Source organism: Metapseudomonas boanensis (assembly GCF_018704125.1).
Taxonomy (GTDB): domain Bacteria; phylum Pseudomonadota; class Gammaproteobacteria; order Pseudomonadales; family Pseudomonadaceae; genus Metapseudomonas; species Metapseudomonas boanensis.
The window spans coordinates 42224-67151 of sequence record NZ_JAGTIS010000012.1 but is presented as its reverse complement, the minus strand read 5'-3'; the positions used below and the strand labels follow the sequence as shown (position 1 = coordinate 67151).

28 protein-coding genes are annotated in these 24928 nt (G+C 62.9%); 13 read left to right on the top strand and 15 right to left on the bottom strand.

Annotated features, from left to right (window positions below):
• Positions 1-35: 35 nt before the first annotated feature.
• The 3 genes from atuC to J7302_RS19695 form a co-directional block, all read right to left on the bottom strand.
• On the bottom strand, positions 36-1652 hold the full coding sequence (gene atuC, locus J7302_RS19705; RefSeq protein WP_215378579.1) for a geranyl-CoA carboxylase subunit beta: 1617 nt from the start codon (positions 1650-1652) through the stop codon (positions 36-38).
• Positions 1653-1656: 4 nt separating this feature from the next.
• A complete protein-coding gene (locus J7302_RS19700; RefSeq protein ID WP_215378577.1) occupies positions 1657-2526 on the bottom strand; it encodes an SDR family oxidoreductase in 870 nt (289 codons plus the stop codon).
• A gap of 136 nt (positions 2527-2662) precedes the next feature.
• Positions 2663-4453 carry an acyclic terpene utilization AtuA family protein gene (locus tag J7302_RS19695; protein ID WP_215378575.1) on the bottom strand — a complete coding sequence of 597 codons (1791 nt, stop codon included), beginning with the start codon at positions 4451-4453 and terminating at the stop codon, positions 2663-2665.
• Positions 4454-4655: 202 nt separating this feature from the next.
• Here J7302_RS19695 and J7302_RS19690 point away from each other — a divergent pair, with 202 nt between their 5' ends.
• Positions 4656-5285 (top strand): TetR/AcrR family transcriptional regulator, encoded by a 630-nt coding sequence (locus J7302_RS19690; protein ID WP_215378572.1) that lies wholly within the window; start codon positions 4656-4658, stop codon positions 5283-5285.
• A 117-nt stretch (positions 5286-5402) separates the two neighbouring features.
• Positions 5403-6224 carry a substrate-binding periplasmic protein gene (locus J7302_RS19685; protein ID WP_251702164.1) on the top strand — a complete coding sequence of 274 codons (822 nt, stop codon included), beginning with the start codon at positions 5403-5405 and terminating at the stop codon, positions 6222-6224.
• Here J7302_RS19685 and J7302_RS19680 read toward each other — a convergent pair.
• Together J7302_RS19680 and J7302_RS19675 are read right to left on the bottom strand one after the other, a co-directional pair.
• Positions 6175-6930: a CPBP family intramembrane glutamic endopeptidase gene (locus J7302_RS19680; protein WP_215378570.1), complete on the bottom strand. Its 756-nt coding sequence runs from the start codon at positions 6928-6930 to the stop codon at positions 6175-6177. The two genes, J7302_RS19685 and J7302_RS19680, sit on opposite strands and share 50 nt — an antisense overlap.
• 86 nt (positions 6931-7016) lie before the next feature.
• A complete protein-coding gene (locus J7302_RS19675; RefSeq protein WP_215378568.1) occupies positions 7017-7184 on the bottom strand; it encodes a DUF2897 family protein in 168 nt (55 codons plus the stop codon).
• Between the two features lie 207 nt (positions 7185-7391).
• Between J7302_RS19675 and J7302_RS19670 the strand changes: the two genes are divergently transcribed.
• Entirely contained in the window at positions 7392-8126 is a 735-nt protein-coding gene (locus J7302_RS19670) for a ZIP family metal transporter (RefSeq protein ID WP_215378566.1), read from the top strand.
• A gap of 66 nt (positions 8127-8192) precedes the next feature.
• Positions 8193-8891 (top strand): orotidine-5'-phosphate decarboxylase, encoded by a 699-nt coding sequence (gene pyrF, locus J7302_RS19665; protein WP_215378564.1) that lies wholly within the window; start codon positions 8193-8195, stop codon positions 8889-8891.
• Positions 8892-8945: 54 nt separating this feature from the next.
• Here pyrF and J7302_RS19660 read toward each other — a convergent pair whose 3' ends face one another.
• Positions 8946-9950 (bottom strand): NADP-dependent oxidoreductase, encoded by a 1005-nt coding sequence (locus tag J7302_RS19660; RefSeq protein ID WP_215378561.1) that lies wholly within the window; start codon positions 9948-9950, stop codon positions 8946-8948.
• A gap of 224 nt (positions 9951-10174) precedes the next feature.
• Here J7302_RS19660 and J7302_RS19655 point away from each other — a divergent pair, with 224 nt between their 5' ends.
• Positions 10175-10936, top strand: a complete 762-nt coding sequence (locus tag J7302_RS19655) for an SDR family oxidoreductase (RefSeq protein ID WP_215378559.1) — start codon at positions 10175-10177, stop codon at positions 10934-10936.
• A 142-nt stretch (positions 10937-11078) separates the two neighbouring features.
• On the opposite strand, the gene J7302_RS19650 is transcribed toward J7302_RS19655, so the two are convergent.
• Together J7302_RS19650 and J7302_RS19645 are read right to left on the bottom strand one after the other, a co-directional pair.
• Positions 11079-12293, bottom strand: coding sequence for a benzoate/H(+) symporter BenE family transporter (locus J7302_RS19650; protein WP_215378557.1), 1215 nt, complete (start codon positions 12291-12293; stop codon positions 11079-11081).
• The gene (locus J7302_RS19645) at positions 12293-12910 is read right to left on the bottom strand and encodes a LysE family translocator (protein ID WP_215378555.1); all 618 of its coding nucleotides are present in this window, start codon (positions 12908-12910) and stop codon (positions 12293-12295) included. The genes J7302_RS19650 and J7302_RS19645 overlap by 1 nt, the downstream gene beginning before the upstream one ends.
• A gap of 152 nt (positions 12911-13062) precedes the next feature.
• Between J7302_RS19645 and J7302_RS19640 the strand changes: the two genes are divergently transcribed.
• Positions 13063-13695: a hypothetical protein gene (locus J7302_RS19640; protein ID WP_215378553.1), complete on the top strand. Its 633-nt coding sequence runs from the start codon at positions 13063-13065 to the stop codon at positions 13693-13695.
• On the opposite strand, the gene J7302_RS19635 is transcribed toward J7302_RS19640, so the two are convergent.
• On the bottom strand, positions 13692-14147 hold the full coding sequence (locus tag J7302_RS19635; RefSeq protein WP_215378551.1) for a MarR family winged helix-turn-helix transcriptional regulator: 456 nt from the start codon (positions 14145-14147) through the stop codon (positions 13692-13694). The genes J7302_RS19640 and J7302_RS19635 overlap by 4 nt on opposite strands.
• 82 nt (positions 14148-14229) lie before the next feature.
• Between J7302_RS19635 and J7302_RS19630 the strand changes: the two genes are divergently transcribed.
• From J7302_RS19630 to J7302_RS19620, 3 genes are all read left to right on the top strand, one after another.
• Positions 14230-15396 carry an aminotransferase-like domain-containing protein gene (locus tag J7302_RS19630; protein ID WP_215378549.1) on the top strand — a complete coding sequence of 389 codons (1167 nt, stop codon included), beginning with the start codon at positions 14230-14232 and terminating at the stop codon, positions 15394-15396.
• Between the two features lie 19 nt (positions 15397-15415).
• Positions 15416-16018 (top strand): glutathione S-transferase family protein, encoded by a 603-nt coding sequence (locus J7302_RS19625; protein ID WP_215378546.1) that lies wholly within the window; start codon positions 15416-15418, stop codon positions 16016-16018.
• Positions 16019-16172: 154 nt separating this feature from the next.
• Positions 16173-16520: a GFA family protein gene (locus J7302_RS19620; protein WP_215378544.1), complete on the top strand. Its 348-nt coding sequence runs from the start codon at positions 16173-16175 to the stop codon at positions 16518-16520.
• Positions 16521-16577: 57 nt separating this feature from the next.
• Here J7302_RS19620 and folE read toward each other — a convergent pair whose 3' ends face one another.
• The 4 genes from folE to J7302_RS19600 form a co-directional block, all read right to left on the bottom strand.
• Entirely contained in the window at positions 16578-17126 is a 549-nt protein-coding gene (gene folE / locus J7302_RS19615) for a GTP cyclohydrolase I FolE (protein WP_215378542.1), read from the bottom strand.
• 101 nt (positions 17127-17227) lie between these two features.
• Complete coding sequence (locus J7302_RS19610; RefSeq protein WP_215378540.1) at positions 17228-17800, bottom strand: Smr/MutS family protein; 573 nt, start codon at positions 17798-17800, stop codon at positions 17228-17230.
• Positions 17801-17849: 49 nt separating this feature from the next.
• The gene (locus J7302_RS19605; protein WP_215378538.1) at positions 17850-18170 is read right to left on the bottom strand and encodes a hypothetical protein; all 321 of its coding nucleotides are present in this window, start codon (positions 18168-18170) and stop codon (positions 17850-17852) included.
• Between the two features lie 99 nt (positions 18171-18269).
• The gene (locus J7302_RS19600; RefSeq protein WP_215378536.1) at positions 18270-18866 is read right to left on the bottom strand and encodes a cysteine hydrolase family protein; all 597 of its coding nucleotides are present in this window, start codon (positions 18864-18866) and stop codon (positions 18270-18272) included.
• Positions 18867-19080: 214 nt separating this feature from the next.
• On the opposite strand from J7302_RS19600, the gene prmB reads away from it, so the two are divergent.
• The gene (prmB, locus tag J7302_RS19595; RefSeq protein ID WP_215378534.1) at positions 19081-19995 is read left to right on the top strand and encodes a 50S ribosomal protein L3 N(5)-glutamine methyltransferase; all 915 of its coding nucleotides are present in this window, start codon (positions 19081-19083) and stop codon (positions 19993-19995) included.
• A 9-nt stretch (positions 19996-20004) separates the two neighbouring features.
• On the opposite strand, the gene J7302_RS19590 is transcribed toward prmB, so the two are convergent.
• A complete protein-coding gene (locus J7302_RS19590) occupies positions 20005-20778 on the bottom strand; it encodes a hypothetical protein (protein WP_215378532.1) in 774 nt (257 codons plus the stop codon).
• A gap of 55 nt (positions 20779-20833) precedes the next feature.
• Entirely contained in the window at positions 20834-21814 is a 981-nt protein-coding gene (locus J7302_RS19585; RefSeq protein ID WP_215378530.1) for an alpha/beta hydrolase, read from the bottom strand.
• A gap of 129 nt (positions 21815-21943) precedes the next feature.
• On the opposite strand from J7302_RS19585, the gene aroC reads away from it, so the two are divergent.
• From aroC to J7302_RS19570, 3 genes are all read left to right on the top strand, one after another.
• Entirely contained in the window at positions 21944-23035 is a 1092-nt protein-coding gene (aroC, locus tag J7302_RS19580) for a chorismate synthase (protein WP_215378527.1), read from the top strand.
• 94 nt (positions 23036-23129) lie between these two features.
• Positions 23130-24281 (top strand): MFS transporter, encoded by a 1152-nt coding sequence (locus J7302_RS19575; protein ID WP_215378525.1) that lies wholly within the window; start codon positions 23130-23132, stop codon positions 24279-24281.
• The gene (locus J7302_RS19570; protein ID WP_215378523.1) at positions 24278-24892 is read left to right on the top strand and encodes a methylthioribulose 1-phosphate dehydratase; all 615 of its coding nucleotides are present in this window, start codon (positions 24278-24280) and stop codon (positions 24890-24892) included. The genes J7302_RS19575 and J7302_RS19570 overlap by 4 nt, the downstream gene beginning before the upstream one ends.
• The last annotated feature ends 36 nt before the right edge of the window (positions 24893-24928 follow it).

Sequence of the window (24928 nt, the reverse complement as noted above, 5' to 3'; positions counted from 1 at the left end):
GTGATCTGGGGCAGTGCGCACGGCGCACCCTGCCGTCAAAACCGAGCGACGCCGAACGTATTGCCTTTGAGTGGCCGGACTTCCGCCTCTGCACAGATATCCAACAGATAGCCCAGTAGCCTGCGCGTGTCGCGCGGGTCGATCAGCCCGTCGTCCCAGAGATTGGCGGTGCCGTAGAGCGCCGTGGACTGGCTGTCGAGCTTCTGCGCGGTCATCTGTTCCAGCATGTCGAGCATCTTCGGGTCGGCTTCCTTGCCTTCCTTGGTGTGCTTCTCCTCGGTGACGATGCGCAGCACCTTGCCGGCCTGGGCGCCACCCATCACCGCGGTGCGGCTGTTGGGCCAGGCGAAGATGAAGCGGGGGTCGAGGCCGCGGCCGCACATGGCGTAGTTGCCGGCGCCGTAGGAGCCGCCGACGACCACGGTGAGCTTGGGCACCCGGGCATTGGCCACCGCCTGGATCATCTTCGAGCCGTGCTTGATCACACCCAGTTGTTCCGAGGCGGTGCCGACCATGAATCCGGTGGTGTTGTGCAGGAACAGCAGCGGCACATTGGCCTGGTCACAGAGCTGGATGAACTGCGAGGCCTTGGCTGCCCCTTGCGGCGTGATGGGGCCGTTGTTGCCGATCAGGCCGCAGCTGCGGCCCTCGATGCGCAGGTGGCCGCAGACGGTCTGGTTGTCGAACTCCGGCTTGAAGTCCAGGAATTCCGAACCATCGGCGATGCGCGCGATGATCTCGCGCACGTCATAAGGCTTCTTTGCATCGGCAGGGACCACGCCCAGCAGCTCTTCGGCCGGGTACAAGGGTTCGCGCCAGTTGCGCTGAGCGCGCTCCAGCAACTGGGCGCTCCACGGCAACATGGCCAGAATTTCACGGGCCAGGCGCACGCCGTCGGCGTCGCTTTCCGCCAGGTATTCGGCCGTGCCGGCCACCTGGGCGTGCATTTCAGCGCCGCCGAGTTCCTCATCGGTGGCGACTTCGCCCGTGGCGGCCTTCAGCAATGGCGGCCCTGCGAGGAACATCTTGGCCTTGCCGCGCACCACGATGACGTAATCGGACAGACCCGGCTGGTAGGCTCCACCCGCCGTGCTGGAACCATGTACCACGGTGATCTGCGGCAGCCCCATGGCCGACATCCGGGCCTGGTTGGCGAAGCCGCGCGCGCCCTCGACGAAGATCTCCGCGGCGTAATTGAGGTTGGCGCCGCCGCTTTCGGTCAGGGCCACCAGCGGCAGTTTGTTTTCCACAGCGATCTGTTGCAGGCGCAAGGTCTTCTTCAGCCCAGTGGGGGAGATAGTGCCGCCCTTGATCGCGCTGTTGCTGGCACTGACCAGGCAGCGTACGCCAGCGATGTAACCGATGCCGGCGATGATGCCGCCGCCGGCCTGGGTGCCGTCCTTGTCGTCATGTAGCTTGTAGCCGGCTAGTGAGCAGAGTTCGAGAAACGGCGCGCCCGGATCGAGGAGCAGGTTCAGGCGCTCGCGGGGCAGTAACTGGCCACGCTTCTGGAACTTCGGCTTGGCCTCATTAGCCTTGTCCAGCACCCGCTGCTCCACATCGCGGAAGCTGGCGATGGCCGCCAACATGGCCTCGCGATTGCGGGCGAAGTCGTCGCCCTGGATGTCCAGTTCGGATTGGATGATCGTCATCGTCTCAATCCTTCAGCACGTCGGGCAGATAGGCTCGGTGGAAGCCGTTGTAGGCCTGGTTTTGCCCGGGCTTGGCCTTTGGCAGCGGGAAAGCTCGGCTGCCTTGGCTAGCGGCTCCGTCGATGCGGATGGTGTTGCCGCTGATGAAGGCAGCGCCGGGTGAGAGCAAAAAGACGATGGCTGCGGAGACTTCCGATTCGCTCCCGATGCGCTTGAGTGGTACATGCTCACGCAGGGTCGGGATGATGGTCTTGAAGGCGCCCTCGTAGGTGTCCATGCCGCTGGAGGCGATCCAGCCCGGTGCCACGGCGTTGACCCGCACGCCCGCGTAGCCCCATTCCACTGCGGCGGTCCTGGTGAAGTTCTCCATGCCGGCACGGGCGGCGCCGGAGTGGCCCATGCCCGGCATGCCACCCCACATGTCGGCGAGCATGTTGACGATGCTGCCGCCGGTCTTGCTCATGCTCTGGTTGAACACTTCGCGCGCCACCAGAAAACCGCCGACCAGGTTGGTGCGAACCACGGTCTCGAAGCCTTTCTGGTTGATCGAAGCCAGCGGCGCCGGGTATTGGCCGCCGGCGTTGTTGACCAGGTGGTGGATGCTGCCGCGCTCGGCCAGTACGGCCGCGACCATGGCCTTCACCGCCTCCTCGTCGCGAATATCGCAAGCCTGCCAGCTGACACTGCCGCCGTCCTCGTGGATTTCGCCTGCCGTCTTTTCCAGCTTCTCCGCCTTGCGCCCCACCAGCACCACGTGGGCGCCCAGCGCTGCCAGCTCATGGGCGGTGCAGCGGCCGATGCCGCTGCCGCCACCGGTGACCATGATCGTCTGGCCTGCGAACAGGCCGGGCTTGAATACCGAGTCGTAGCTCATTCTTGTTGTCCTTCCGTCTGTCGCGTCGGGGGCTCTGTTCGCTTCAGGAGCGAGGGGGACGCCTAGTTCTTGCTCGCGAAGCTCCGGGCTGAAGCCGTTTGCCAGCAGGCTGGCTCCTACAAAGGCGTCAGGTGGCTCATTGCAGTCTTTCGGCCAGTGCCTTGGGCACGGCTACGGGGAATTCCAGGAGTTGCTGGGCGAAGGCCTTACCTTGCGGGTCAATACGCAGGCTGGCGACCCCGCCACCGCCGAGAGCATTTTCCAGCAGGAAGTTCAGGCTGTGGCTGCCCGGCAAGTACCAGCGCGCGACACGGCCGAGCTGTGGGTCCAGCACGTGACCCATCCAGTCGACGATGGCCTCCGGTGTCAGCGCTTCAGCGATCCAGGGCAGATACTCGGGTTTGCGCGCCATGACGCCGATGTTGCTGTGATTGCCCTTGTCGCCGGAGCGGGCCACCGCGAGCTTGATCAGCGGGACGCTGGCGTCGGCTTGGCCCGGCGCAGCGGGTGGCGCCAGGTCATCGGCCAGGGCCTCGACGGCGAAGGCTTCTACGGCCGGCAGCTCGACGAGGTGGCGCTGCCCGGTGAGATCAACCTCCAGTGTGCAAGCGGACTTGTCCACCAGGAAAGAGTACAGGCGGATCACTGGATACACCGTTGGGCGACCGCCGACGATTCCGGTGAGGCCAGGCGCCATGCCGGTAGCGGCCTGGGCGATCTCTCGGGAGAACAGCGCCAGGGCCTCCTTGCGGCTGTGGCTGACGCCGATCTTGATCACCACTTCGCGGCTGTCCGAGCGCTTGCCGTGGGGGCCGTAGGTGGCTTCGCTGCCGAGCAGTTCAATGTTCACCTCGCGGTAGGGGCCCCAGCCGCGTTCGGCGAAGAGTTCCTCGGTCTTGGCAATGATGGCCCGGCTGACGCGCTCGGCTTTCTTCACCGCATCGATCCCGGCGAGGAGGCAGCTGGCGGTGCAGCGAAACCCGTCCGGATAGGTGGCGCTGACCTTGTACTGCGCGGTCGGCGGTAGGCCGCGGGCGCCCTGGACGAGGACCCTTTCAGGGCCTGCCTGTACCAGCGTTGCATGGGTGAAGTCGCAGACTACGTCCGGCAGCAGGTAAGCGCGCGGGTCGCCGATTTCGTAGAGCATCTGCTCGCCGACCGTAAAGGGCGTGACCAGTCCGCCAGAGCCTTCCGGCTTGGTCACGCAGAAACTGCCGCTGGCTTCGACCTCAATGATGGGGAAGCCGATGTGTTCGTAGTCCGGCACCGCTTCCCAGTCGGTGAAGTTGCCACCGGTGCACTGGGCACCGCATTCGATCAGGTGCCCGGCCAAGGCAGCCTGGGCCAGCTTGTCGTAGTCCGTCCAGGACCAGCCGAACTCATGCACCAGGGCGGCACTGACTACTGCGCTGTCCACCACGCGTCCGGTGATCACGATGTCCGCGCCCTGGCGCAGGGCTTCGACAATGCCGGGGGCGCCGAGGTAGGCATTGACCGACACGCACATCGACGGCATGGGCGCGCCGCTGAACATTTCCGTCGTGCCGGCCTTGGCCAGTTCACCTTGCCTGGACTGCAGATTGTCGCCGTGCAGCACAGCGATCTTCAGGGAGACGCCGGCCTTTTCGCAGGCAGTCGCGAGGGCATTGGCGCAGGCAGTCGGGTTGATGCCACCGGCGTTGCTGATCACGCGGATGTTCTTCTCGGCGATGCTTGGCAGCAGCGGGGCGAGCACTTCGACGAAATCGGTGGCGTAGCCCGCATCGGGATTCTTCAGCCGAGCCCCTGCCATGATCGACATGGTGATTTCGGCTAGGTAGTCGAACACCAGATAGTCCAGCGCGGCGCCCTTCACCAGCTGGGAGGCGGCGGTAGAGGTGTCGCCCCAGAAAGCGGAGGCGCAGCCGATGCGTACGGTCTTTGTCATTGGTATATCCGCAGCGCGTAGGGAAGATAGGGAAAACACTACCAAGCAAGCGCTTGGTTGAAAAGTGGAGCGCGCAGGATTTTTTACCCAAGCGCTTGCTTGGTGTACGGCGGAGGCATAGATTTCACCAATCAAGACAGAGACTTGCAGACCATTCCTCAGTTGAGTGGGGACTGCGAGCAGCCTAACGACGGTGATTTCGATGAGCCTTGACGATGAAAAAGCCCAGGCGGTGATGCGCGAACTGGTCGCCACCGGCCAGATCACTGATCCGGAGAGTGCGCGCGGAAAGCTGCTGCAGACCGCCGCGCACCTGTTCCGTAGCAAGGGCTTTGAGCGCACCACGGTGCGCGACCTGGCCAGCGCCGTGGGTATCCAGTCCGGCAGCATCTTCCACCACTTCAAGAGCAAGGATGAAATCTTGCGGTCGGTGATGGAGGAGACCGTCCTCTACAACACCGCGGTGATGAAGGCCGCGCTGAGCGATGCAGGCGACCTGCGGGAACGGGTGCTGGCGCTGATCCGTTGCGAACTGCAGTCGATCATGGGCGGAACCGGCGAAGCGATGGCGGTGCTGGTCTACGAATGGCGGTCGCTGTCCGAGGAGGGCCAGCGCTACATCCTCGGATTGCGCGAAAGTTATGAGCAGATTTGGCTGGAGGTGCTGGCGGAGGCCCGCGCAGCAGGATATTGCACGACTGACCCGTTCATTCTGCGGCGCTTCCTGACAGGCGCTCTGAGCTGGACCACGACCTGGTTTCGCCCGGAAGGGCCAATGACGCTCGATGAGCTTGCAGAGCAGGCGCTTACGCTGGTGCTGAAGGACGGCTGAATCGATTGCAACAAATGTGATGCACGTCACGATCGGTTTGATCAGGGAGTGAGGACGGTCACAGGTTTCGCGTAGTCTGAGGCAATGTGCCAGCATTTGTAGAGAGTGGTGGGGACTATGGAGGGTGGTCTGCGCTTGTGGATTGGCGTGTGGCTGTGCTTATGCGCCTCGCTCGTCTCAGCGACCGCGCATGCGACGGAAACGGTACAGGTTGCCGGCGCACAGTTTCCTCCCTATGTCGTCAAACCTGATTCAGCCGACGCCAGTGGCCTGCTGCTGGAGTTTCTGGCTGCGCTCAATGCAATACAGTCCGACTACCGTTTTGTCATGCGCCCCACGGCCATTCCGCGTCGTTTTCGGGATTTCCAGGAAGGCCGGATCGACCTGGCGGTATTCGAGAATCCGGACTGGGGGTGGCAGGGCATTCCCAGCGTTCGCATCGACATGGGGCTTGAAGACACTGAAGTCTTCGTCGCTGCGTCTCGACCGGGGCGTGACCAGCGCTATTTCGACGACTTGAGCGGCAAGCGCCTTGCTTTGTTCAGCGGCTACCACTACGGCTTTGCCGGCTTCAACGCCGATCCGCAGTTTCTCAAACTGGAATTCAACGCCAAACTCAGCTATTCCCACGACAGCAACTTGCGCATGCTCCTGCGGGAACGGGCGGATATTGCCTTGGTGACCCGTTCGTACTTCGGCGCCTATCTTGAAGCCCACCCACAGGAGGCCGGTCGGTTCCTGGTCAGCGATCAGGTCGACCAGCGATATCGCCATTTCGCGCTGCTCCGCCCCCAGGCGCCAATCAGCGGTCGTGCATTTCACACGCTGTTGGAACAGTTGCGTGCCAATGGCCAGCTCGAAAGGATATTCGCGCCTTATGGCGTGACAGTCAGACCAGCCGCAGCGGGTAGCTCAGCAACAGCAGATGACTCAGATTGACGGCCAGGTGCAAGACCACGGCCGCAGTCAACCGCCCGCTGTAATGGAACGCCAGGCCATAGCCGAGCCCCGCGCATCCGGCCAGCAGGGCGAACAGGGGGCTGAAGGGCAGGTGAACTGTTCCGAATAGCGCTGCGGTGGCCAGGAGACCCGGCCAGACGCCCAGTCTTGAGACCAGCGCTGGCTGCAACAGCCCGCGAAACAGCAGTTCCTCCGCCAGGACCGCCACCAGCAGGTTGACCGCCAACCACTCCCAGATCAGTCCTGGCCACTTCGGTTGCCAGGCTACCAGGCCGAGTGCCAGGGCTAGCAGCGGCACCAGCAGCAGGGTCGTCAGTATCACCAGACATGTCAGCCTCAGGTTGCCGTAGGCTGTACGTGGACGGCCCAGCCACCAAGCCAGCAGCGTCATGCCCACCAGCAGCTTGTCCCATGACAGGCGCAAGGCGTAGGGCGGTGCGTCTGGGCTGAGCGCTTGCGGGGCGCTCAGCAGCAGGGGCTTGAAGCCCGGTAGCAAATGGGCGGCCAGGGCAGTTGCGGCGAGCAGGGTGATTGGCAGCCAGAACCGCGCCGACAGCCGCTCGCCGGCGAGTACCCAGGCGGTAAATAGGATGCCCGTGAGCAGGCCGCTGACCTGGACTCCGCCGAGGCCGTGACCCAGGGCAAGCACGATGAAAGGAATCAGCAGTTGCAGATGGAGCGGCATGGCACCTCCTTGTGGCGATGCCGCAGTCTAGCGGGTACCGTTGTGGCCGTGAGCAACCTTCTTCAACGGCCTGTTTGGACGTGATCTCAACGGTCCTTCGCGTCCTTGGCGTCCGCCTCTGCATTGCGCTCGTGGACGCGCTTGAGTTGTTCCTCGGTCAAGGGCAGCTTTTTCGCCGTGTCGCGCAGCAGCATGAGGCTGCCAACGATTGAGCCGATCGCCAGAACCAATATCAGCCACGCATACCAAGGCATGTCGAGTCTCCCGATTCAAAGGACTCCACTGTATTCGATTGCACGCGCCTTTCCACGTTCCATGGCTTGGGGAGCCTGAAGCGGTCCTTCCAACCGATGCATTGGCCTATGATGCCCGTGGCTTGGCAGCGGACGGGGAATGCCTGTTCGGACAAGCGGTTGGAGGTGCCGCCTGAACGGTGGCCGAAGGGATTCGAAGGAGGATGTATGCAGATACCCATGACTATCCAGGCTGGCCTCTGGGGGTGGCTGGCGGCAAGCAGCCTGCTACTGGGCGCGGCGATCGGTTTTCTGGTGACTTTGCCGCAGAAGGTGGTGGCTTCGGTCATGGCCTACGGCAGCGGCGTCCTGATCGCTGCACTGTGTTTTGGGCAGATTCCTGATGCCGAGCGCATTGGCGGGTTGTGGCCGACCCTGGGGGGCCTGCTGGCGGGGGGCGTGGTTTTCGTCGTGGCCAGCCAGTTCATTGAAAGGCTGGAGATGCACCACCGGTCCAAGGACGGTGGGGCGATGGTGGCGCTGTTGATCGCCGTTGGGGCGTTCCTGGATGGCATTCCCGAGTCTCTGGGGCTTGGCCTCGGGTTACTGGATAGCGGCCAAGTCAGCGTAATGATGCTGGTGGCGATCTTTCTCGCGAACTTGCCCGAGGGGCTGGCCAGCGCGGCCGGCCTGCGTGCCGAGAAGCGTCGTGGTTGGCTGGTGTTCGGCCTCTGGGGTGCGATAGTGCTGCTTTCCGGGCTGGCGGCCATGGCCGGCCCTGGACTGTTCGCCGATGTTCAGCCCAATTGGTTGGCATTCGCCCTCGGTTTTTCGGCAGGCGCCGTGCTCTGCATGCTGGTGGATACACTGATCCCGGATGCATTCGAAACCACGCATGCCTGGACCGGCCTGATTACCCTGGCCGGTTTCATGACGGCCTTCATGATCGACCATCTGGTTTGAGGCAGCGGCGCGCGCCTGCTTCCGCTACAATGCGCGCCGTTTCCGATTTGCCAGAGAGCTTTCCCCATGTCCGCCTGTCAGACGCCGATCATCGTCGCCCTCGACTTTCCCACTCGTGAAGCAGCCCTGCGGCTGGCCGACCAGCTCGACCCGAAGCTGTGCCGGGTCAAGGTGGGCAAGGAGCTGTTCACCAGCTGCGCTTCGGAGATCGTCTCGACTCTGCGTGACAGAGGCTTCGAGGTGTTCCTCGACCTGAAATTCCACGACATCCCCAACACCACGGCAATGGCGGTGAAGGCCGCTGCCGAGATGGGCGTGTGGATGGTCAATGTGCACTGCTCGGGTGGCCTGCGCATGATGGCGGCCTGCCGCGAAACCCTCGACAAGTTCAATGGGCCCAAGCCGTTGTTGATCGGCGTGACCGTGCTGACCAGCATGGAGCGTGAGGACCTGGCGGGAATTGGCCTGGATGTCGAACCCCAGGTGCAGGTGCTGCGCCTGGCTGCCCTCGCCGAAAAGGCCGGTATGGACGGGCTGGTGTGTTCGGCCCAGGAAGCCTCGGCCCTGAAGGCCGCCCACCCGGGGCTGCAACTGGTGACTCCGGGCATCCGCCCGGCCGGTAGCGCCCAGGATGACCAGCGCCGTATCCTCACGCCGCGCCAGGCCCTGGATGCCGGTTCCGACTATCTGGTGATCGGCCGGCCGATCAGCCAGGCCGCCGACCCGGCCAAGGCGTTAGCGGCGGTGGTCGCTGAACTGGCCTGAAGCTCACCCGTCTCCTTGGGTGGGCCGCCCGGCCCACCCGCGGCTCAGTCCGGCTCAACGGACCTTCAGCACCAGCTTTCCGAAGTTCTCCCCGCTGAACAGCTTACCCAGGGTCTCCGGGAAGCTTTCCAGCCCCTCGACGATGTCTTCCTTGCTCTTCAGCTTGCCGCTGGCCAGCCAGCGGCCGATCTCCGCTGCGGCCTCGCCGAAGCGTGGGGCGTAGTCCATCACCACCATGCCTTCCATGCGTGCGCGATTGACCAGCAGCGACAGGTAGTTGGCCGGCCCCTTCACTGCCTGCTTGGCGTTGTACTGGCTGATTGCGCCACAGATCACTACACGGGCCTTGAGGTTGATTCGAGTGAGCACGGCATCGAGGGTGTCCCCGCCGACGTTGTCGAAATACACGTCGACGCCTTGCGGGCATTCGCGCTTGAGCGCCGAGTGCAGGTCTTCCGCCTTGTAGTCGATGGCGCCGTCGAAGCCCAGTTGGTCCACCAGGAATCGGCATTTCTCGGCCCCGCCGGCGATGCCAACGACACGACAGCCTTTGAGCTTGGCGATCTGGCCCGCAATGCTGCCGACTGCACCGGCGGCGCCGGAGATGACCACGGTCTCGCCCGCCTTGGGTTGGCCCACATCCAGCAGGGCGAAGTAGGCGGTCATTCCCGTCATGCCCAGCGCCGAGAGGTAGAGCGGTAGCGGTGCACGGCTTGGGTCCACCTTGTGGAAGCCTCGGGGTTCGCCGAGGAAGTAGTCCTGCACACCCAGTGCGCCGTTGACGTGATCCCCCGTGGCGAAGTCTGGGTGCTGCGAGGCGATGACCTTGCCAACACCCAGGGCGCGCATCACTTCACCCAACGCAACTGGCGGGATGTAGGACTTGCCTTCATTCATCCAGCCGCGCATGGCCGGATCCAGCGACAGGTAGAGGTTCTCCACGAGAATCTGGCCGGGGCCAGGCTCGGCGACTGGCGTTTCAACGAAGTTGAATGTCTCGCGGGTGGCCGGGCCGATTGGGCGCTGGGCAAGGAGGAACTGGCGGTTGTGCAAGGTCATGGTTGGGGCTCCGGGATCAGGAAACGATGGTGATAGTCCGCCTGCACCGAAGCGGCAAGGGTGGTTGGCCGACCGAATGTAGTGCCATGGATCTTGGTGATTTGGTTTCCGGTTGAGCATCATTGAAATGGATGCCTGGCCCACCAGAGTCCTGATGATGCTGACGCGGCTGGCGGGTGACTGACTAGACTCGGCGCAGGTTTTAATCCATCGAGGATGAACAGATGAGCATGAATTTTTCCGGCCAGGTTGCATTGGTCACCGGCGCTGCCAATGGAATCGGCCGGGCGACTGCCCTGGCGTTCGCTGCCGAAGGCCTGAAAGTGGTGGTTTCCGATGTCGACACCGCCGGCGGTGAGGGGACAGTTCAACTGATTCGCGATACTGGCGGCGAAGCGTGCTTCATCCGCTGCGATGTGACCCGTGACGCAGAGGTCAAGGCACTGATGGAGGGTACGCTCGCGGCTTATGGTCGTCTGGACTATGCCTTCAACAACGCCGGCATCGAGATCGAGAAAGGTAAGCTGGCCGAGGGTAGCGAAGCCGAGTTCGATGCCATCATGGGCGTCAACGTCAAGGGCGTGTGGTTGTGCATGAAGCACCAGATTCCACTGATGCTGGCCCAGGGCGGTGGTGCGATCGTCAATACCGCGTCAGTGGCGGGGCTGGGTGCCGCGCCGAAGATGAGCATCTATGCCGCCTCCAAGCATGCGGTGATCGGCCTGACCAAGTCGGCAGCGGTCGAGTACGCGAAGAAAAAACTGCGGGTCAATGCAGTGTGCCCGGCGGTGATCGACACTGATATGTTCCGCCGTGCGCACGAAGCCGACCCGAAGAAGGCCGAGTTCGCCGCCGCCATGCACCCGGTTGGGCGCATCGGCAAAGTAGAGGAAATCGCCGCGGCGGTGCTTTATCTCTGCAACGATGCTGCCGGATTCACCACGGGTCATGCCCTCGCCGTGGATGGCGGGGCGACGGCGATCTGAAGTCTCACACGGACCACGCCCCTCTCCCTCTGGGACAGGGGGAGAGGTGAGGGGTACTGGCCAGAATGCCGGTTTGAATTGCGAACGAATTCGCCCCCACAGGTTCCCCCATAGCGTGAATGGCGCCTTCCGGCGCCTTTCTTCATTTCTGCTTCTCACCACCCCAGTTGAGGATCAGTAAGGTCAGCACCCCGGCGATCAGGCCCCAGAAGGCTGAACCGATGGAGAGCAGGGTCATGCCGGAGGCGGTGACCATGAAGGTGATGAGCGCCGCCTCGCGTTCCTTCGCTTCATGCATGGCGGCTGTCAGGCCGCTGCCGATCGAGCCGAATAGCGCCAGGGCGGCGATGGACAGCACCAGTTCCTTGGGCAGCGCGGCGAAGAGGGCTGCCAGGGTGGCACCGAAGGTGCCTGCGGCGCCATAGAAAAGGCCACACCAGACCGCTGCCGTGTAGCGTTTGTCGCGATCCTCATGGGCATGGGAGCCGGTGCAGATGGCGGCGCTGATCGCAGCCAGGTTGATGCCATGGGAGCCGAAGGGTGCGAGTAGTACCGATGCGATGCCGGTTACCGAAATCAGGGGGGAAGCGGGCACCTGGTAGCCGTCGGCGCGGAGCACGGCGATCCCAGGGATGTTCTGCGAAGCCATGGCCACCACGAACAGTGGGATGCCGATGCTGATCATCGCCGTCAGCGAAAACTCAGGGGAGGTCCAAACCGGTTTGGCGAGGGCAAACTCGAAGCCCCGGAAATCCAGCAGGCCAAGTGCTGCTGCAACAACACAGCCCACCACCAATGCCGCAAGTACCGCATAGCGCGGCTGCAGGCGTTTGAACAGCAGGTAACTGAAGAACATTGCCAGCACCAGTGAGGTCCTGTGCTGGGCGGCAATGAAGATCTCGCTACCGATCTTGAACAGGATCCCGGCCAGCAGGGCGGAGGCCAGCGAGCCGGGCAGACGACGCATCAATCGTTCGAAGCCACCTGTCAGGCCGACCAGGCTGAGCAGCAGGGCACAGACGATGAAGGCGCCGATGGCTTCGCCATAACTGACACCGGGCAGGCTGGTGATCAGAAGCGCGGCACCGGGCGTCGACCAAGCGACGACGATCGGGGTGCGGTAACGCAGCGACAGGCCGACGGTGGTGGTGGCCATTCCAATGGAGAGCGCCCAGATCCACGAAGAAATCTGTGCATTGCTGAGGCCTGCAGCCTGTCCCGCCTGGAACATCAGCACCAGCGAGCTGGTGTAACCCGTGAGCATGGCGATGAAGCCTGCCACCACTGCGGAGGGGGAGGAGTCCGCCAGCGGGCGCAAGCGTGCTGGGGCTGCAGGATTTTCGGTGCGTGGATGCATCACAGGCTTCCGTTGACGTCGACCAGGATGGGGTAGAGCGAGGCCACCAGCAGTAGAGCCATGCCGATATTGAACAGGCGCAGTATGCGCGGTTCATCAAGCCAGCGGCGCAGCAGGCTCCCAGCCACCGTCCAGAGGCCGACGCTGGGGCAGTTGATCAGGGCGAAGAGGCCGGCGATCAACAGCACGTTGGTGGCGAAGTCCTCCTGAGGCGTATAGGTGGTGATGGCGCCGATTGCCATGACCCAGGCCTTGGGGTTGACCCACTGGAATGCAGCAGCCTGCAGGAAGGTGAAGGGGCGTAGCTGGCGCTCTGAGCTGTTGCTGTCCGGTGCCCCGGAGCCGGCGATCTTCCAGGCCAGGTAGAGCAGGTAGGCGGCACCGGCATAACGCAATGTTGTGTACAGGGCTGGAATCTGCTCGAAGACCTGGGCGAAGCCGAGTCCCACCGCCATCACCAACACCATGAAGCCCAGGCTGATACCGAGCATGTGCGGCACGCTGCGACGAACACCGAAGTTCACGCCGGAAGCCAGCAACATCATGTTGTTAGGGCCAGGCGTCACCGAAGTGACGAAGGCGAAAAGGGTAAATGCGAGTAATAGTTCCAGGCTCATGGCGGTCACCTTGTCGTTGTGCTCGCAGCCTAAGCCTTGCCTGTTCGCCGAGTCCCGATACAGCAACACGCAGGTTGGGCAATACAGTCGGTTGGCAGGCGGCCGCTCAGGGACTAGTGTCGTGACATTCCTCCCCAGGTAGAGCGATACCCATGGACGAAAATCCCTATGCTGCACCTCAGGTCGAGCTGGTCGACGACGCTGGTCCGCGCCAGATGCTTGGCTGGAGCCCGGAACAGCTCAGGCTGCTGGGTTGGCTGAGCCTGGTGAGTGTCGTTGGCACCCTGGTCCTGACCGGACTGGCCGCCGCCAGCGGAGCCATGCAGAGTGACACCATGGCGACCAGCGCCGATTGGCTGAGTGCAGCCCTGACGTTGCTTGGCTGCTACCTGCTGATCCAGCTCAAGCGCTTTGCTGAGGCGCGCTTCTCCGCAGTCGGCCTGGGATGGCCGGTCTGGGCGGTAGTGGTGGCGAGCCTGCTAGTGGAGTTACTGGACTTTGTGCTGGGAGATGCAAGCCTTGAGCCCGGGTGGTCGATGCTGCTGTATTTTGGCGTTCTGGCGCTTTCCGGAGCGCTGACCACCTGGATGGCCGTCTGCCTGCTCAAGGTGCAGAACGCCTACCCGGTTTTTCGGGTCATGGCCTGGCTGGATCTGGCGGGGGGCATCCTTCTCGCCACAGTGATTCTGATGCTATTGGCCTTGTTTCCGCTGATCGCCGCTGGCGCTGCAATGATGCTGGTGTTCTTCAAGGCCGCTGGCGAGCTCGCGGGGCGCAAGGTCTAGGGCTCGGTTACTTCGCTTTGCCGGGCGCTGCACAAGGCCTGGTTGACCTGTAGCCAGCCGCGTACGGCCTCTTCGCCTGCTTCACTGAACGCTCGCTGCAGCAGGCGTGCCTGCTCTCGACGCAGGGCCTGCTCGAGCTTCGCGCCTTCCGCGGTGAAACCGAGCAAGCGTTTACGTTTGTCATCGTCGGCGGCGACGCTTTCGACCAGATGCATCTCGATCAGCTGCCGCAGTGGTATGTTCAGTGCCTGCTTGCTGACGCCCAGATAGCCGAGCAGTTCCTTGACGCTCAGGCCGGGGTACTTGGCGATGAAGAACAGGATCCGGTGGTGCACCCGCGACAGACCACGCCGGGCGAGAATTTCGTCCGGCTTGCTGGTGAAGGCCTGGTAGCCGAAGAAGAACGCTTCCATGGCGGCTTGCTGAATGGCTGGATTTTTCAGGTCAAGCATATTGACGTATCTGTCATTGGCGTCGTAGTTTCGGTCAAGCAGTTTGACTTAATTTTATTGCTTCCGCACCCGGTGACATTCCATGGCCTTCTCCGAACGCATTGCCCGCCTGAAAAGCTCCCTGATCCGTGAAATCCTTGCCGCCGCCCAACGTCCGGAAGTGATGTCTTTCGCCGGAGGGCTGCCGGCCGAGCCGATGCTGCCGAAAGTGGAGTGGGCCGAGATGCCGGCGAGCATGGGCCAGTACGGCATGAGCGAGGGCGAGCCGGCGCTGCGCGAGGCCATTGCCACCGAGGCGCGAGCGCTGGGCGTACCCTGTGAGGCCAGCCAGGTGCTGATCGTCAGCGGTTCCCAGCAAACCCTGGACCTGGCATCCAAGCTGTTCATCGATCCGGGCACCGAGGTGCTGCTGGAGGCTCCGACCTACCTCGCGGCGCTCCAGGCCTTCCAGTTGTTCGGTGCCGACTGCATCGCTGTACCCCAGGAGGCCGATGGCCCCGAACTGGCTGCACTACGTCAGCGCCTGGAGCAGCACAAGCCGGCCTTTGCCTACCTGATCCCGACGTTCCAGAATCCGTCCGGCACCCGCTACAGCGAGGCTAAGCGCGATGCCGTGGCGGCATTGCTCGACGAGTTCGGCGTTACCCTGATCGAAGACGAACCTTACCGCGAGCTGGTGTTCGATGAAGGCTGCGCAACGCCTATCGTCAGCCGCCTGAAAAAGGCCAGCTGGATCTACACCGGCACTGTCTCCAAGACGCTGCTGCCTGGCCTGCGCGTGGGATTCCTGATAGCAACGCCGGACCTCTTCCCGCACCTGCTGCGCCTGAAGCAGTCCGCCGACCTGCACACCAATCGCATCGGCCAGTGGCAAGCGCTGCAATGGTTCGGTACCGAGCAGTACCGCCAGCATCTGGCCGAGCTGCGCGACTTCTACCGGATTCGCCGCAATTCGATGCAAGCAGCGCTGGAAGAGCACTTCGGTGAGCTGGCGACCTGGGAAATCCCCCAGGGTGGGCTGTTCTTCTGGCTGACCCTGAAGCAGCCACTCGATACCCGTACACTGCTCAAGCCAGCGCTGGAGCAGAATGTGGCATTCATGCCGGGCGAGCCTTTCTTCATCGATCCGGATCAGCATCCGGGTCACCTGCGCCTGAACTTCAGCCACGTGGCGCCGGAGCGCCTGGGCGAGGGGCTGAAGCGGCTCGCCAGCGTCATTCGCCAGGCCCATGCGGCCGAGGCCGCCTGATCACAAGGGAGGGGTGAGGATGTACAAGGTCTACGGTGATTACATCTCGGGCAACTGCTACAAGGTCAAGCTGATCCTCAATCTGCTTGGGCTGCCTTACCAATGGGTGCCGATCGATATCCTAAAGGGTGAGACGCAAAGCCCCGAGTTCCTGGAAAAGAACCCGAACGGCAAGATCCCGGTGTTGGAGTTGGAAGATGGCACCACCCTCTGGGAATCCAACGCCATCCTCAATTTCCTGGCCGAGGGCAGCGACCTGCTGCCCAGCGAGCCACGCTTGCGGACTCAGGTGCTGCAGTGGCAGTTCTTCGAACAATACAGCCATGAACCCTACATTGCGGTCGCGCGGTTCATCCAGCTCTACCAAGGCATGCCCGCCGAGCGGCTGGAGGAATACAAGGTCTGCCACGTGCGCGGCCACAAGGCGCTCAAGGTGATGGAAAAGCAGTTGCAGCGCACGACGTACCTGGTGGGTGAGCATTACTCGATCGCTGACATCGCCCTTTACGCCTATACGCATGTGGCTCACGAGGGGGGATTTGACCTCTCGGGATACCCGGCGATCCTGGCCTGGCTGCAACGTGTGGCCAGCCATCCACGGCATGTGGGTATGCTCGATTGACTGAAGCCGGCGTTATGCCGGCTTTTTCATCTGGGGCTGGCCTAACTGTCGCAGGGTGGGCTATGCGCCCCTGCACTCGGCATGGCGGGTTCAGTGCTGCTGGGCTAACTTGGAGGCTCCAGCCTGTCCATAGGCTTCCGAAGGAGCGCGCACCATGAAGTACCGAGGCAGTTGCCACTGCGGAAAAATCGCGTTCGAGGTTGAGGGAAACCTGGAGCAGGTCATGGACTGCAATTGCTCCCTGTGCAGCCGGCGCGGCTACCTGTTGTGGTTTGTCCCTCGCGACCAGTTGCACCTCGAGACACCCGAATCGGACCTGTCTACCTACCGCTTCAATCGCATGCACATCGCCCACTATTTCTGCGCGACCTGCGGCTGTGGGCCGTTTGGCGAGGCCCTTGATCCGAAGGGCAATGCCATGGCGGCGGTTAATGTGCGCTGTCTTGAGGATGTGCCGCTGGATGGCCTGAAGGTCGTGAAGGTGGATGGACGCAGTTTTTAGGAACACCAGAAAGGAAAAAGCCGGCATCAGCCGGCTTTTTTATGCATGTGTTCCGCTTCAGTTGTTGATCAGGCTGAGGAATTCACTGCGAGTCGCTGCGTTTTCGCGGAACTCTCCGAGCATCACCGAAGTGACCATGGACGAGTTCTGCTTTTCGACACCGCGCATCATCATGCACATGTGCTGGGCTTCGATAACCACGGCCACGCCAAGCGCGCCCGTGACCTGCTGAACGGCCTCGGCAATCTGGCGGCTGAGGTTTTCCTGAATCTGCAGACGCCGGGCGTACATGTCGACGATGCGCGCCACCTTGGACAGGCCCAATACTTTGCCGTTGGGAATGTAGGCGACGTGCGCCTTGCCGATGAACGGCAGCAGATGGTGTTCGCAGAGCGAATACAACTCGATGTGCTTCACCAGCACCATTTCGCTGTTATCGGAGCTGAACAGGGCGCCATTGGTGACTTCCTCCAGCGTTTGCTCATAACCACGGCAAAGGTACTGCATGGCTTTGGCGGCGCGCTTCGGGGTATCGAGCAGGCCTTCGCGGGAGACGTCCTCGCCGATCTGGTCGAGGATGGCGGTGTAATGCTGTTCCAGGGACATGGAAATTCCTGTGGGGATTTACGCAAAGGCGCAGGGTAGGGCGCCTTTGCGATGCTGGCAAGGGTATGCGGCACCCGTCGAGCGATTGGTGGATGTTTGGCTCACTCGTCACGGCCCTCAAGCATGGTGCGGCGCAGCATCACGTAAACCGCGCCCGTGCCGCCATGTTTTGGCAGGCAGGAAGTGAAGCCTAGTACCTGCGGGTGCTGGCGGAGCCAAGTGTTGACGTGGCTTTTGATCAACGGACGCTTGCCGTCCAGGCGCGCGGCCTTGCCGTGGGTTACGCGCACGCAGCGCACCTCAAAGCGGGTGGCTTCGGCGATGAAGTCCCACAGGGTCTCACGGGCCTTCTCGACGGTCATGCCATGCAGGTCCAGGCTGCCCTCGAAGCCGATCTGGCCTTGTTTGAGCTTACGCATCTGGCCTTCCTGGACGCCATCCCGGGCCCAATGCAGCTCATCTTCGGCGCCAACATCGATGATGAACTGGTCCGAGAGCCCATCGACCTTGACGTTGGCAGCGCGGACGGTGGCATTCTGCCGCCGGGTGGCCAGTTGCTTGAGGTCGGTCCTGGGCTTGCCGGTGTCGGCACGGTCGTCCTGGATGCGCTTTACGCCGCGCATTTCCTGGGCGAACAGGGAAGTTTCGTCGTCTTTGTGGGCATTATCTTGCATACAGGCCTCCGCGAAGGGCGGCTAGTTTACCCAATGCCTGGTGCTGCGGTCAGTCGCGTTTCTTCATCAGCTGCGGCGATAGGCTCAGGTCACTCCGGCGACGGGATCGGCGCCTGCAGACTCGCCAGGCGATTACGCCCAGCCACAGGAAAAGCAGGCCCACGACCAGCAGCACGATGGCCGCGCCGGTGCTTTCGTTGAGTGGTCCGAGCGCTGGGGGGCGGCCGAGCAGCGTAGCAGTGCCGGCCATGGCCAGAAGTATGCCGAAGCCGGCAAACAGGGCCGACAGCGCTGCTGCGAAACGCCAGCGCCAGCTACCCGGGCCTCGTGGGCGCAGGCGGCGGGCATCAAATCCATCGGATAACTTCATCCGGACGTCCTCTTGCTTTATCGGGGGTATGACCGGCGCTGGCGGGCGTGGTTCCGGTCAACCTCGGGGCGGATGTCGCGGGATGTGTCGACGCGTCGGTCAGATCAGCGCCTTGGCCTGCGGCACCACGCTAGCGAAATTGTCGGCGAGGGCGATGACCTCGACGCGATGCATTTCATCCGCGCTGATGACGCCGCCGTCGAGAGTCGGTAGGTCGCGAGTCGCGCAAGCAGCACTCACCAGCGTGCAGCGATAACCATAGTCCTTGGCGGCACGAACGGTGGTGCTGATGCTGGAATGAGTCATGAAGCCGCAGACGATCAGGTCGAGATGGCCGATCTGCTGAAGGCGGTCGTGGAGTTCTGTACCGGCGAATGCATTCGGCAGGCGCTTCTCCACAACGATTTCGCCCGGCAGGGGGGCAGCTTCCGGCAGATGCTGGCCGCGGATACCCTGAGGGTCGAGCAGGCCGCCGGGAACGCCGAGGTGCTTGACGTGAACGATGGTGCTACCCATGGCGCGGGCAGCGGCGAGCAGACTCGCAATCTCGGCGAGGGCAGCGTCCAGGCCTGGCAGGGCAAGGACGCCGCTGCGGTACTCTTCCTGAGCATCGATGATCACAAGTGTGGCGTTGTTGAGACTGGCCGGCGGGTAACCGCGGCCACTCAACTGGAACATGGATTTCGGGGCGGACATGCGAATCTCCGGGTACGACATTGGCACCATTGTCCGCCGTGCGGAGCAATAAGTGAACCATGGACCAAGGTCCAGTTGCTTGCCGTGCCACCGGGCGAGCCGGTTTCCGTGGTGTGCAGGGCCGTGGCGGGGCTTCCGTTCGTCGGCCGCCCGAGGCTGATGCCATGCGGCAGGAGTGCTAGAATCGCTGGCCCGTTTCCAGAGGTCGTCCGACGTGTCCGAATCCCGCCTGCGCACCCTGCGTGATCACATCCGCTGGGCTGTGAGCCGTTTCCATGCTGAAAGCCTGTTCTTCGGTCATGGCACCGACAATGCCTGGGATGAGGCTCGTCAATTGGTGCTGGGCGCCTTGCACCTGCCGTATGAAATTGCCGACAGCTACCTCGACTGCCGTCTGGAAGAGGATGAAAGCGCTCTCCTGCGTGAACTGCTGCGCCGCCGCATCGAAGAGCGTGTGCCCGTAGCGTACCTGCTCGGGGAGGCGTGGTTCTGCGGCATGCCGTTCGTGGTGGATGAGCGGGTGTTGGTGCCACGGTCACCGATCGCTGAGCTTATCCAGCAGCAGTTCTCGCCCTGGCTGCCGCAGGAGCCTGCGCGAATCCTCGATCTCTGCACCGGCTCGGGCTGCATCGGCATTGCCTGCGCCCATGCCTTCCCGGACGCGGAGGTCGTCCTCGCCGACCTGTCGTTCGAGGCGCTCGAGGTGGCCAACCTGAACATCGAGCGGCACGGCCTCGAGGAGCGTGTATTTACGGTTCAGGGTGATGGCTTCGAAGGGCTTCCGGGGCAGCGCTTCGACTTGATCGTTTCGAACCCGCCCTATGTGGACGCTGAGGACTTCGCTGATATGCCAGCGGAATACCAGCACGAACCTGAGCTGGGCCTGGCCTGTGGCAACGATGGTCTGGACTTGGTGCGGCGTATGCTCGCTGAAGCGGCAGACCATCTGACGGAAAAGGGCTTGCTGATTGTCGAGGTGGGCAACAGCCAGGTCCACGTCGAGGAGCTCTACCCGGAGGTGGATTTCCTCTGGCTAGATTTCGAGCACGGTGGCCACGGCGTGTTTCTGCTCAGTGCCAAGCAGTGCCGCGAGCACCAGGCGTTGTTCCGCTTGCGCGTGAATGGCTGACGCCGGGCATCAGCGGGTCGCGATCCAGATCAGCAGGCCTGCCTGGAATACCGCGAAGGCCACCAGGCAGGCGATGGTGAAGCGTAGTCCGCTATCATCACGCTTGTAGATATCGACCCGCTCTTCCAGCTTGCGAAGCTCCAGAGCCTGGTGCTGCAGGTTCTGCTCGGCCTGCTGGAGCATCATGGCCGCTTCTGCCAGGCCGATGAACTGGACCTTCTGATCGTGCCAGTCTGCATGTAACTCACTGACCCGGCCGGCGCCATAGGTCGCCTTCATCTGCAGGCTGTCGAGGTAAGTGACGGTGAAACCCTGCGCCTTGAGCGCATGGTCGCGACGCAGGCGCATTTCGTCGTTCAGCGCATCCTTCGCGGGTAGAGCGCCGCCCTCCACCCGATAGTGCGTCCATTTCTGCCGTACCCAGGCAATGCCTTGTGCCAGGAGGAATCGACCGAGTCCACGGTTCGCGGGCTCGACTTGCAGACCGCTGTCAGGGCCGAAACGAACTTCCTTGCTCCGGTGATCGACCCAGACCTCGAGCATGTTCCGTGCTTTGCGCAGGTGCTGGTCCGGCAGGTTGACGACCAGGCGTAGCATGCTCAGCTCAGGTGAGTGGCGCTCGATCCGCCCCAGCTCGACGAAACGCAACGGCCGCGCCCCGGTGTGGCGATCCACCGGCAGGGGGGACAGGCGGAGCAGGTCGAAGTGCTCGGGGGCCAGCCCTGACCACGGATGAAGCGGGACTTGCTCAGCATTCGGCTTTTCGGGTGGGCTGTCAGTCATGAGGATTTCCTGTCGAGCGCACGATCCGTTGTCTATAGGAACTCTGGCAAGCAGGTTATCGACCGTTTCCTGCATTACTGGAGGTCGATTCCGTCTCGATGAAGCTGACGATGCTTTTTCCGAGCTGCTGCGCCAGGGGGAGGCGTGGCTCACGGTAGGACGCCAGTTGCTGGGCCATATCCATTGGAACGATGCGCAGCATGTGGTTCATGCCGTCGATGATGATCAGGCGAGCATCCGGCTTGACGGCCTTGAGGCGCTCTGCGTCGGCGACGCTGACCTGGATGTCATGGCTGCCCTGGATGATCAGTGCGGGTATCCGCAGGCGCGCAAAGGCGTCAGCCGGGTCCTGACGGAACAGGGAAATCAGGTAAGGCTGCACGCTGGGGCGGAACAGTAGCTCCAGTTGCGGCGGCACGTCTGCGACTGTCTGGCCATTGCGGAGGCTGGCCAGCAGGCGCTCGCTCTGGGCCAGCAGTGGTGGCGGGAGCCTGACGCGCAACTGGGCGTAAAGCAATTGGTCGATGGGGCGTGCGCTGCCTGCGAGGCTGACTAGCGCATTGGCACCCGCGGCGTCTGCCGCCAAGCTGGCGAGCAGGGCTCCCTCGCTGTGGCCGATGAGGATCAGGCGGGAGAAGCGCGGGTCCTGCTTCAGTTTCTGGCCCCAGGCTGCGACATCGGCGGTGTAGCGTTCGATGCTCAGGGTCCGCTCGTCCGCGCCTGCTGCCTGGCTGGCGGCAACGCCGCGCTTGTCATAGCGAACACTGGCAATGCCCTGGTTCGCGAGCAGGCGGGCCAGCTTCTTCAGGCTGTCATTGCGTCCGCCAATAGGGTTGTTGCCGTCGCGGTCCGTGGGGCCGGAACCGGCGATGATCAGTGCGACGGGCACTGCCTTGTCGCGCCTGGGGACCAGCAGCGAGCCGTACAGCGTCCCACTGTGGGTATCCAGCTCGATGGGGCGTTGCAGAAAACTATCGGGTGCCGCCAGCGCTTGGCCGGCGAGCAGGGGCAAGAGAAGCAGGAGAATGCGTAGCATGGGCTGAGGTGGTGGCTGGAGTGTTCGTTGGACGCGATTGCCGGGCCAAGGTTCGAGGGTGAACTGGCCGAACGCCGCAGGTATACTGCTCGGCCTTCGATCGAGGCCCATTTCTGCGGAGCACTGTGCATGTCCGGCAACACCTACGGCAAGCTATTTACCGTCACCACCGCTGGCGAAAGCCATGGTCCGGCGCTGGTCGCCATCGTTGACGGCTGCCCGCCGGGGCTCGAGCTGTCACAGGAAGATCTGCAACGTGACCTGGATCGCCGCAAGCCAGGCACCAGTCGCCACACCACTCAGCGCCAGGAAGCCGATGAAGTGGAGATCCTTTCCGGGGTGTTCGAGGGACGTACCACCGGTTGCTCCATCGGCCTGCTGATCCGCAATACCGACCAGAAGTCCAAGGACTACTCGGCGATCAAGGATCTGTTCCGCCCGGCCCACGCTGACTACACCTACCACCACAAGTATGGTATCCGCGACTACCGTGGCGGCGGTCGCTCGTCGGCGCGGGAGACCGCGATGCGCGTGGCAGCTGGTGCCATCGCCAAGAAGTTCCTGGCGACCCAGGGCATCCAGGTGCGTGGCTACATGAGCCAACTCGGCCCGGTCGAAATCCCTTTCAAGACCTGGGACTCCGTGGAGCAGAACCCGTTCTTCTGCCCCGATCCGGACAAAGTGCCGGAGCTGGAAACCTACATGGACCAGCTGCGCCGCGACCAGGATTCGGTAGGTGCGAAGATCACGGTGGTTGCCGACGGCGTACCCCCGGGCCTGGGCGAGCCGATCTTCGATCGTCTGGATGCTGAGCTGGCCCATGCGCTGATGAGTATCAACGCGGTCAAGGGCGTCGAGATCGGCGCCGGTTTCGCCAGTATTGCGCAGCGCGGCACCGAGCATCGCGATGAGCTGACCCCGGAAGGCTTCCTGTCGAACAATGCCGGCGGCATCCTCGGCGGCATCTCGTCCGGCCAGCCGATCATCGCCAACCTTGCGTTGAAGCCGACTTCCAGCATCACTACACCCGGCCGCTCCATCGATGTTCACGGCAATCCGGTGGAGGTGGTCACCAAGGGCCGCCACGATCCCTGCGTGGGCATCCGTGCGACGCCGATCGCGGAAGCCATGATGGCCATCGTTCTGATGGACCACCTGCTACGTCACCGCGCGCAGAACGCAGGGGTCAGCGTCACCACGCCGGTGCTGGGCCAGCTGTGAGAACCATGGGCTGGGGTGGGCGGCGCTCCGCTGAGTCCAGCGATACTCGACAATCAGCCTCCAGGCTACTGCTGCGCTCGTCCCAGGGCACCGCATGACCGCTGCGTTACCCTATTGGCGGCTGTCCGGCTTTTACCTGTTCTACTTCTCCCTGTTGGGCGCCACAGCGCCCTTTCTTGGTTTGTACTTTGCACACCTGGGGTTTTCCAGCGCGCGAATCGGCGAGTTGCTGGCCATCCCCATGCTCATGCGCTGCGTGGCGCCGAACATTTGGGGGTGGCTCGGGGATCGAAGTGGCCGGCGCCTGCAGATCGTCCGGTTGGGGGCTGTCTGCACATTGGCGACCTTTGCCCTGATCTTCGTTGACCAGAGCTATGCCTGGCTAGCATTGATCATGGCCTTGCATGCGTTTTTCTGGCACGCGGTGCTGCCGCAGTTCGAGGTCATCACCCTGGCGCACCTGGGCGACCAGGCAGCGCGCTATAGCCAGATTCGTCTCTGGGGCTCGATAGGCTTCATCCTCGCCGTGATCGCGCTGGGCCAGTTGTTCGAGCTTTACAGCCTGGACCTGTATCCCTGGGCGCTGGTGCTGATCATGGGCGGCATCGTCCTGGCCAGCCTGTGGGTACCAAACGCTTTGCCTTTGGCCCGCGACGACATGAGCAGTGATGAAGGATTCTTTCGCCAGTTGCTCAATCCGGTCATGCTAGCGTTCTACCTCAGTGTTGGGCTGATGCAGCTTTCCCACGGCCCCTACTACAGCTTCCAGACCATCTATCTGGAGTCCCTCGGTTACTCCCGTGGCCTGATTGGCCAACTCTGGGCGTTGGGGGTGGTGGCCGAGGTCCTGCTGTTTCTGGTGATGTCGCGGATACTCAGCCGCTACTCTGTGCGCCGGGTGCTGATGGCCAGCTTCCTCATCGCGGCGCTGCGGTGGCTGCTGTTGGGCGCTTTCGCCGATCACCTGTTGGTGCTGCTGTTCGCCCAGTTGCTGCATGCCGCTACCTTCGGCAGCTTTCATGCGGCGGCCATCCATTTCGTGCAGCGTCGCTTCGGGCCCGGCCAGCAAGGCCAGGGGCAAGCGCTCTATGCGGCGATGGCCGGCACTGGCGGGGCGCTCGGGGCTCTGTACTCGGGGTACAGCTGGAGCTCGCTCGGGCCGTTCTGCACCTTCGCCATCGCCAGTCTGGCGGCGCTGGCTGCAACCGTTATCATTGCCACCCATTTGCAAGAGGAGCGGGCATGAATCGCCAACAACTCGCCCAGGAAATCATCGATGCCGGCCGCTTCCTTTATGGACGTGGGTGGTCGCCGGCCACCAGCAGCAACTACTCGGTGCGTCTGTCAGAAAGCCAGGCGCTGCTAACCGTATCCGGCAAGCACAAGGGGCAGCTTGGTCTCGATGACGTGCTGGCCACGGACTTCGATGGCAAGAGCCTGGAACCGGGCAAGAAGCCGTCGGCGGAAACCCTGCTGCATACGCAGCTGTACCGCTGGAAACCGGAGATCGGCGCGGTGCTGCATACCCACTCGGTAAACGCCACCGTGCTGTCGCGCCTGACCCTGGCCGATTCGCTGGTGTTTGCCGACTACGAGTTGCAGAAGGCTTTCAGTGGCATTTCGACCCACGAGTCTCAAGTGCTGGTGCCGATTTTCGATAACGACCAGGACATTGCGCGCCTGGCCAGCAAGGTACAGCCCTGGCTCGATCAGCACCCCGATTGCGTGGGATATCTGATCCGCGGGCACGGCCTCTATACTTGGGGGCCGTGCATGAGCGACGCCCTGCGCCAGGTAGAAGCCTTCGAGTTCCTGTTCGAGTGCGAGCTGAAGACCCTCTCGATCGCCAACCGCTGATGCTTCCTTTGCACAAGGATGCCTGACCGATTGATG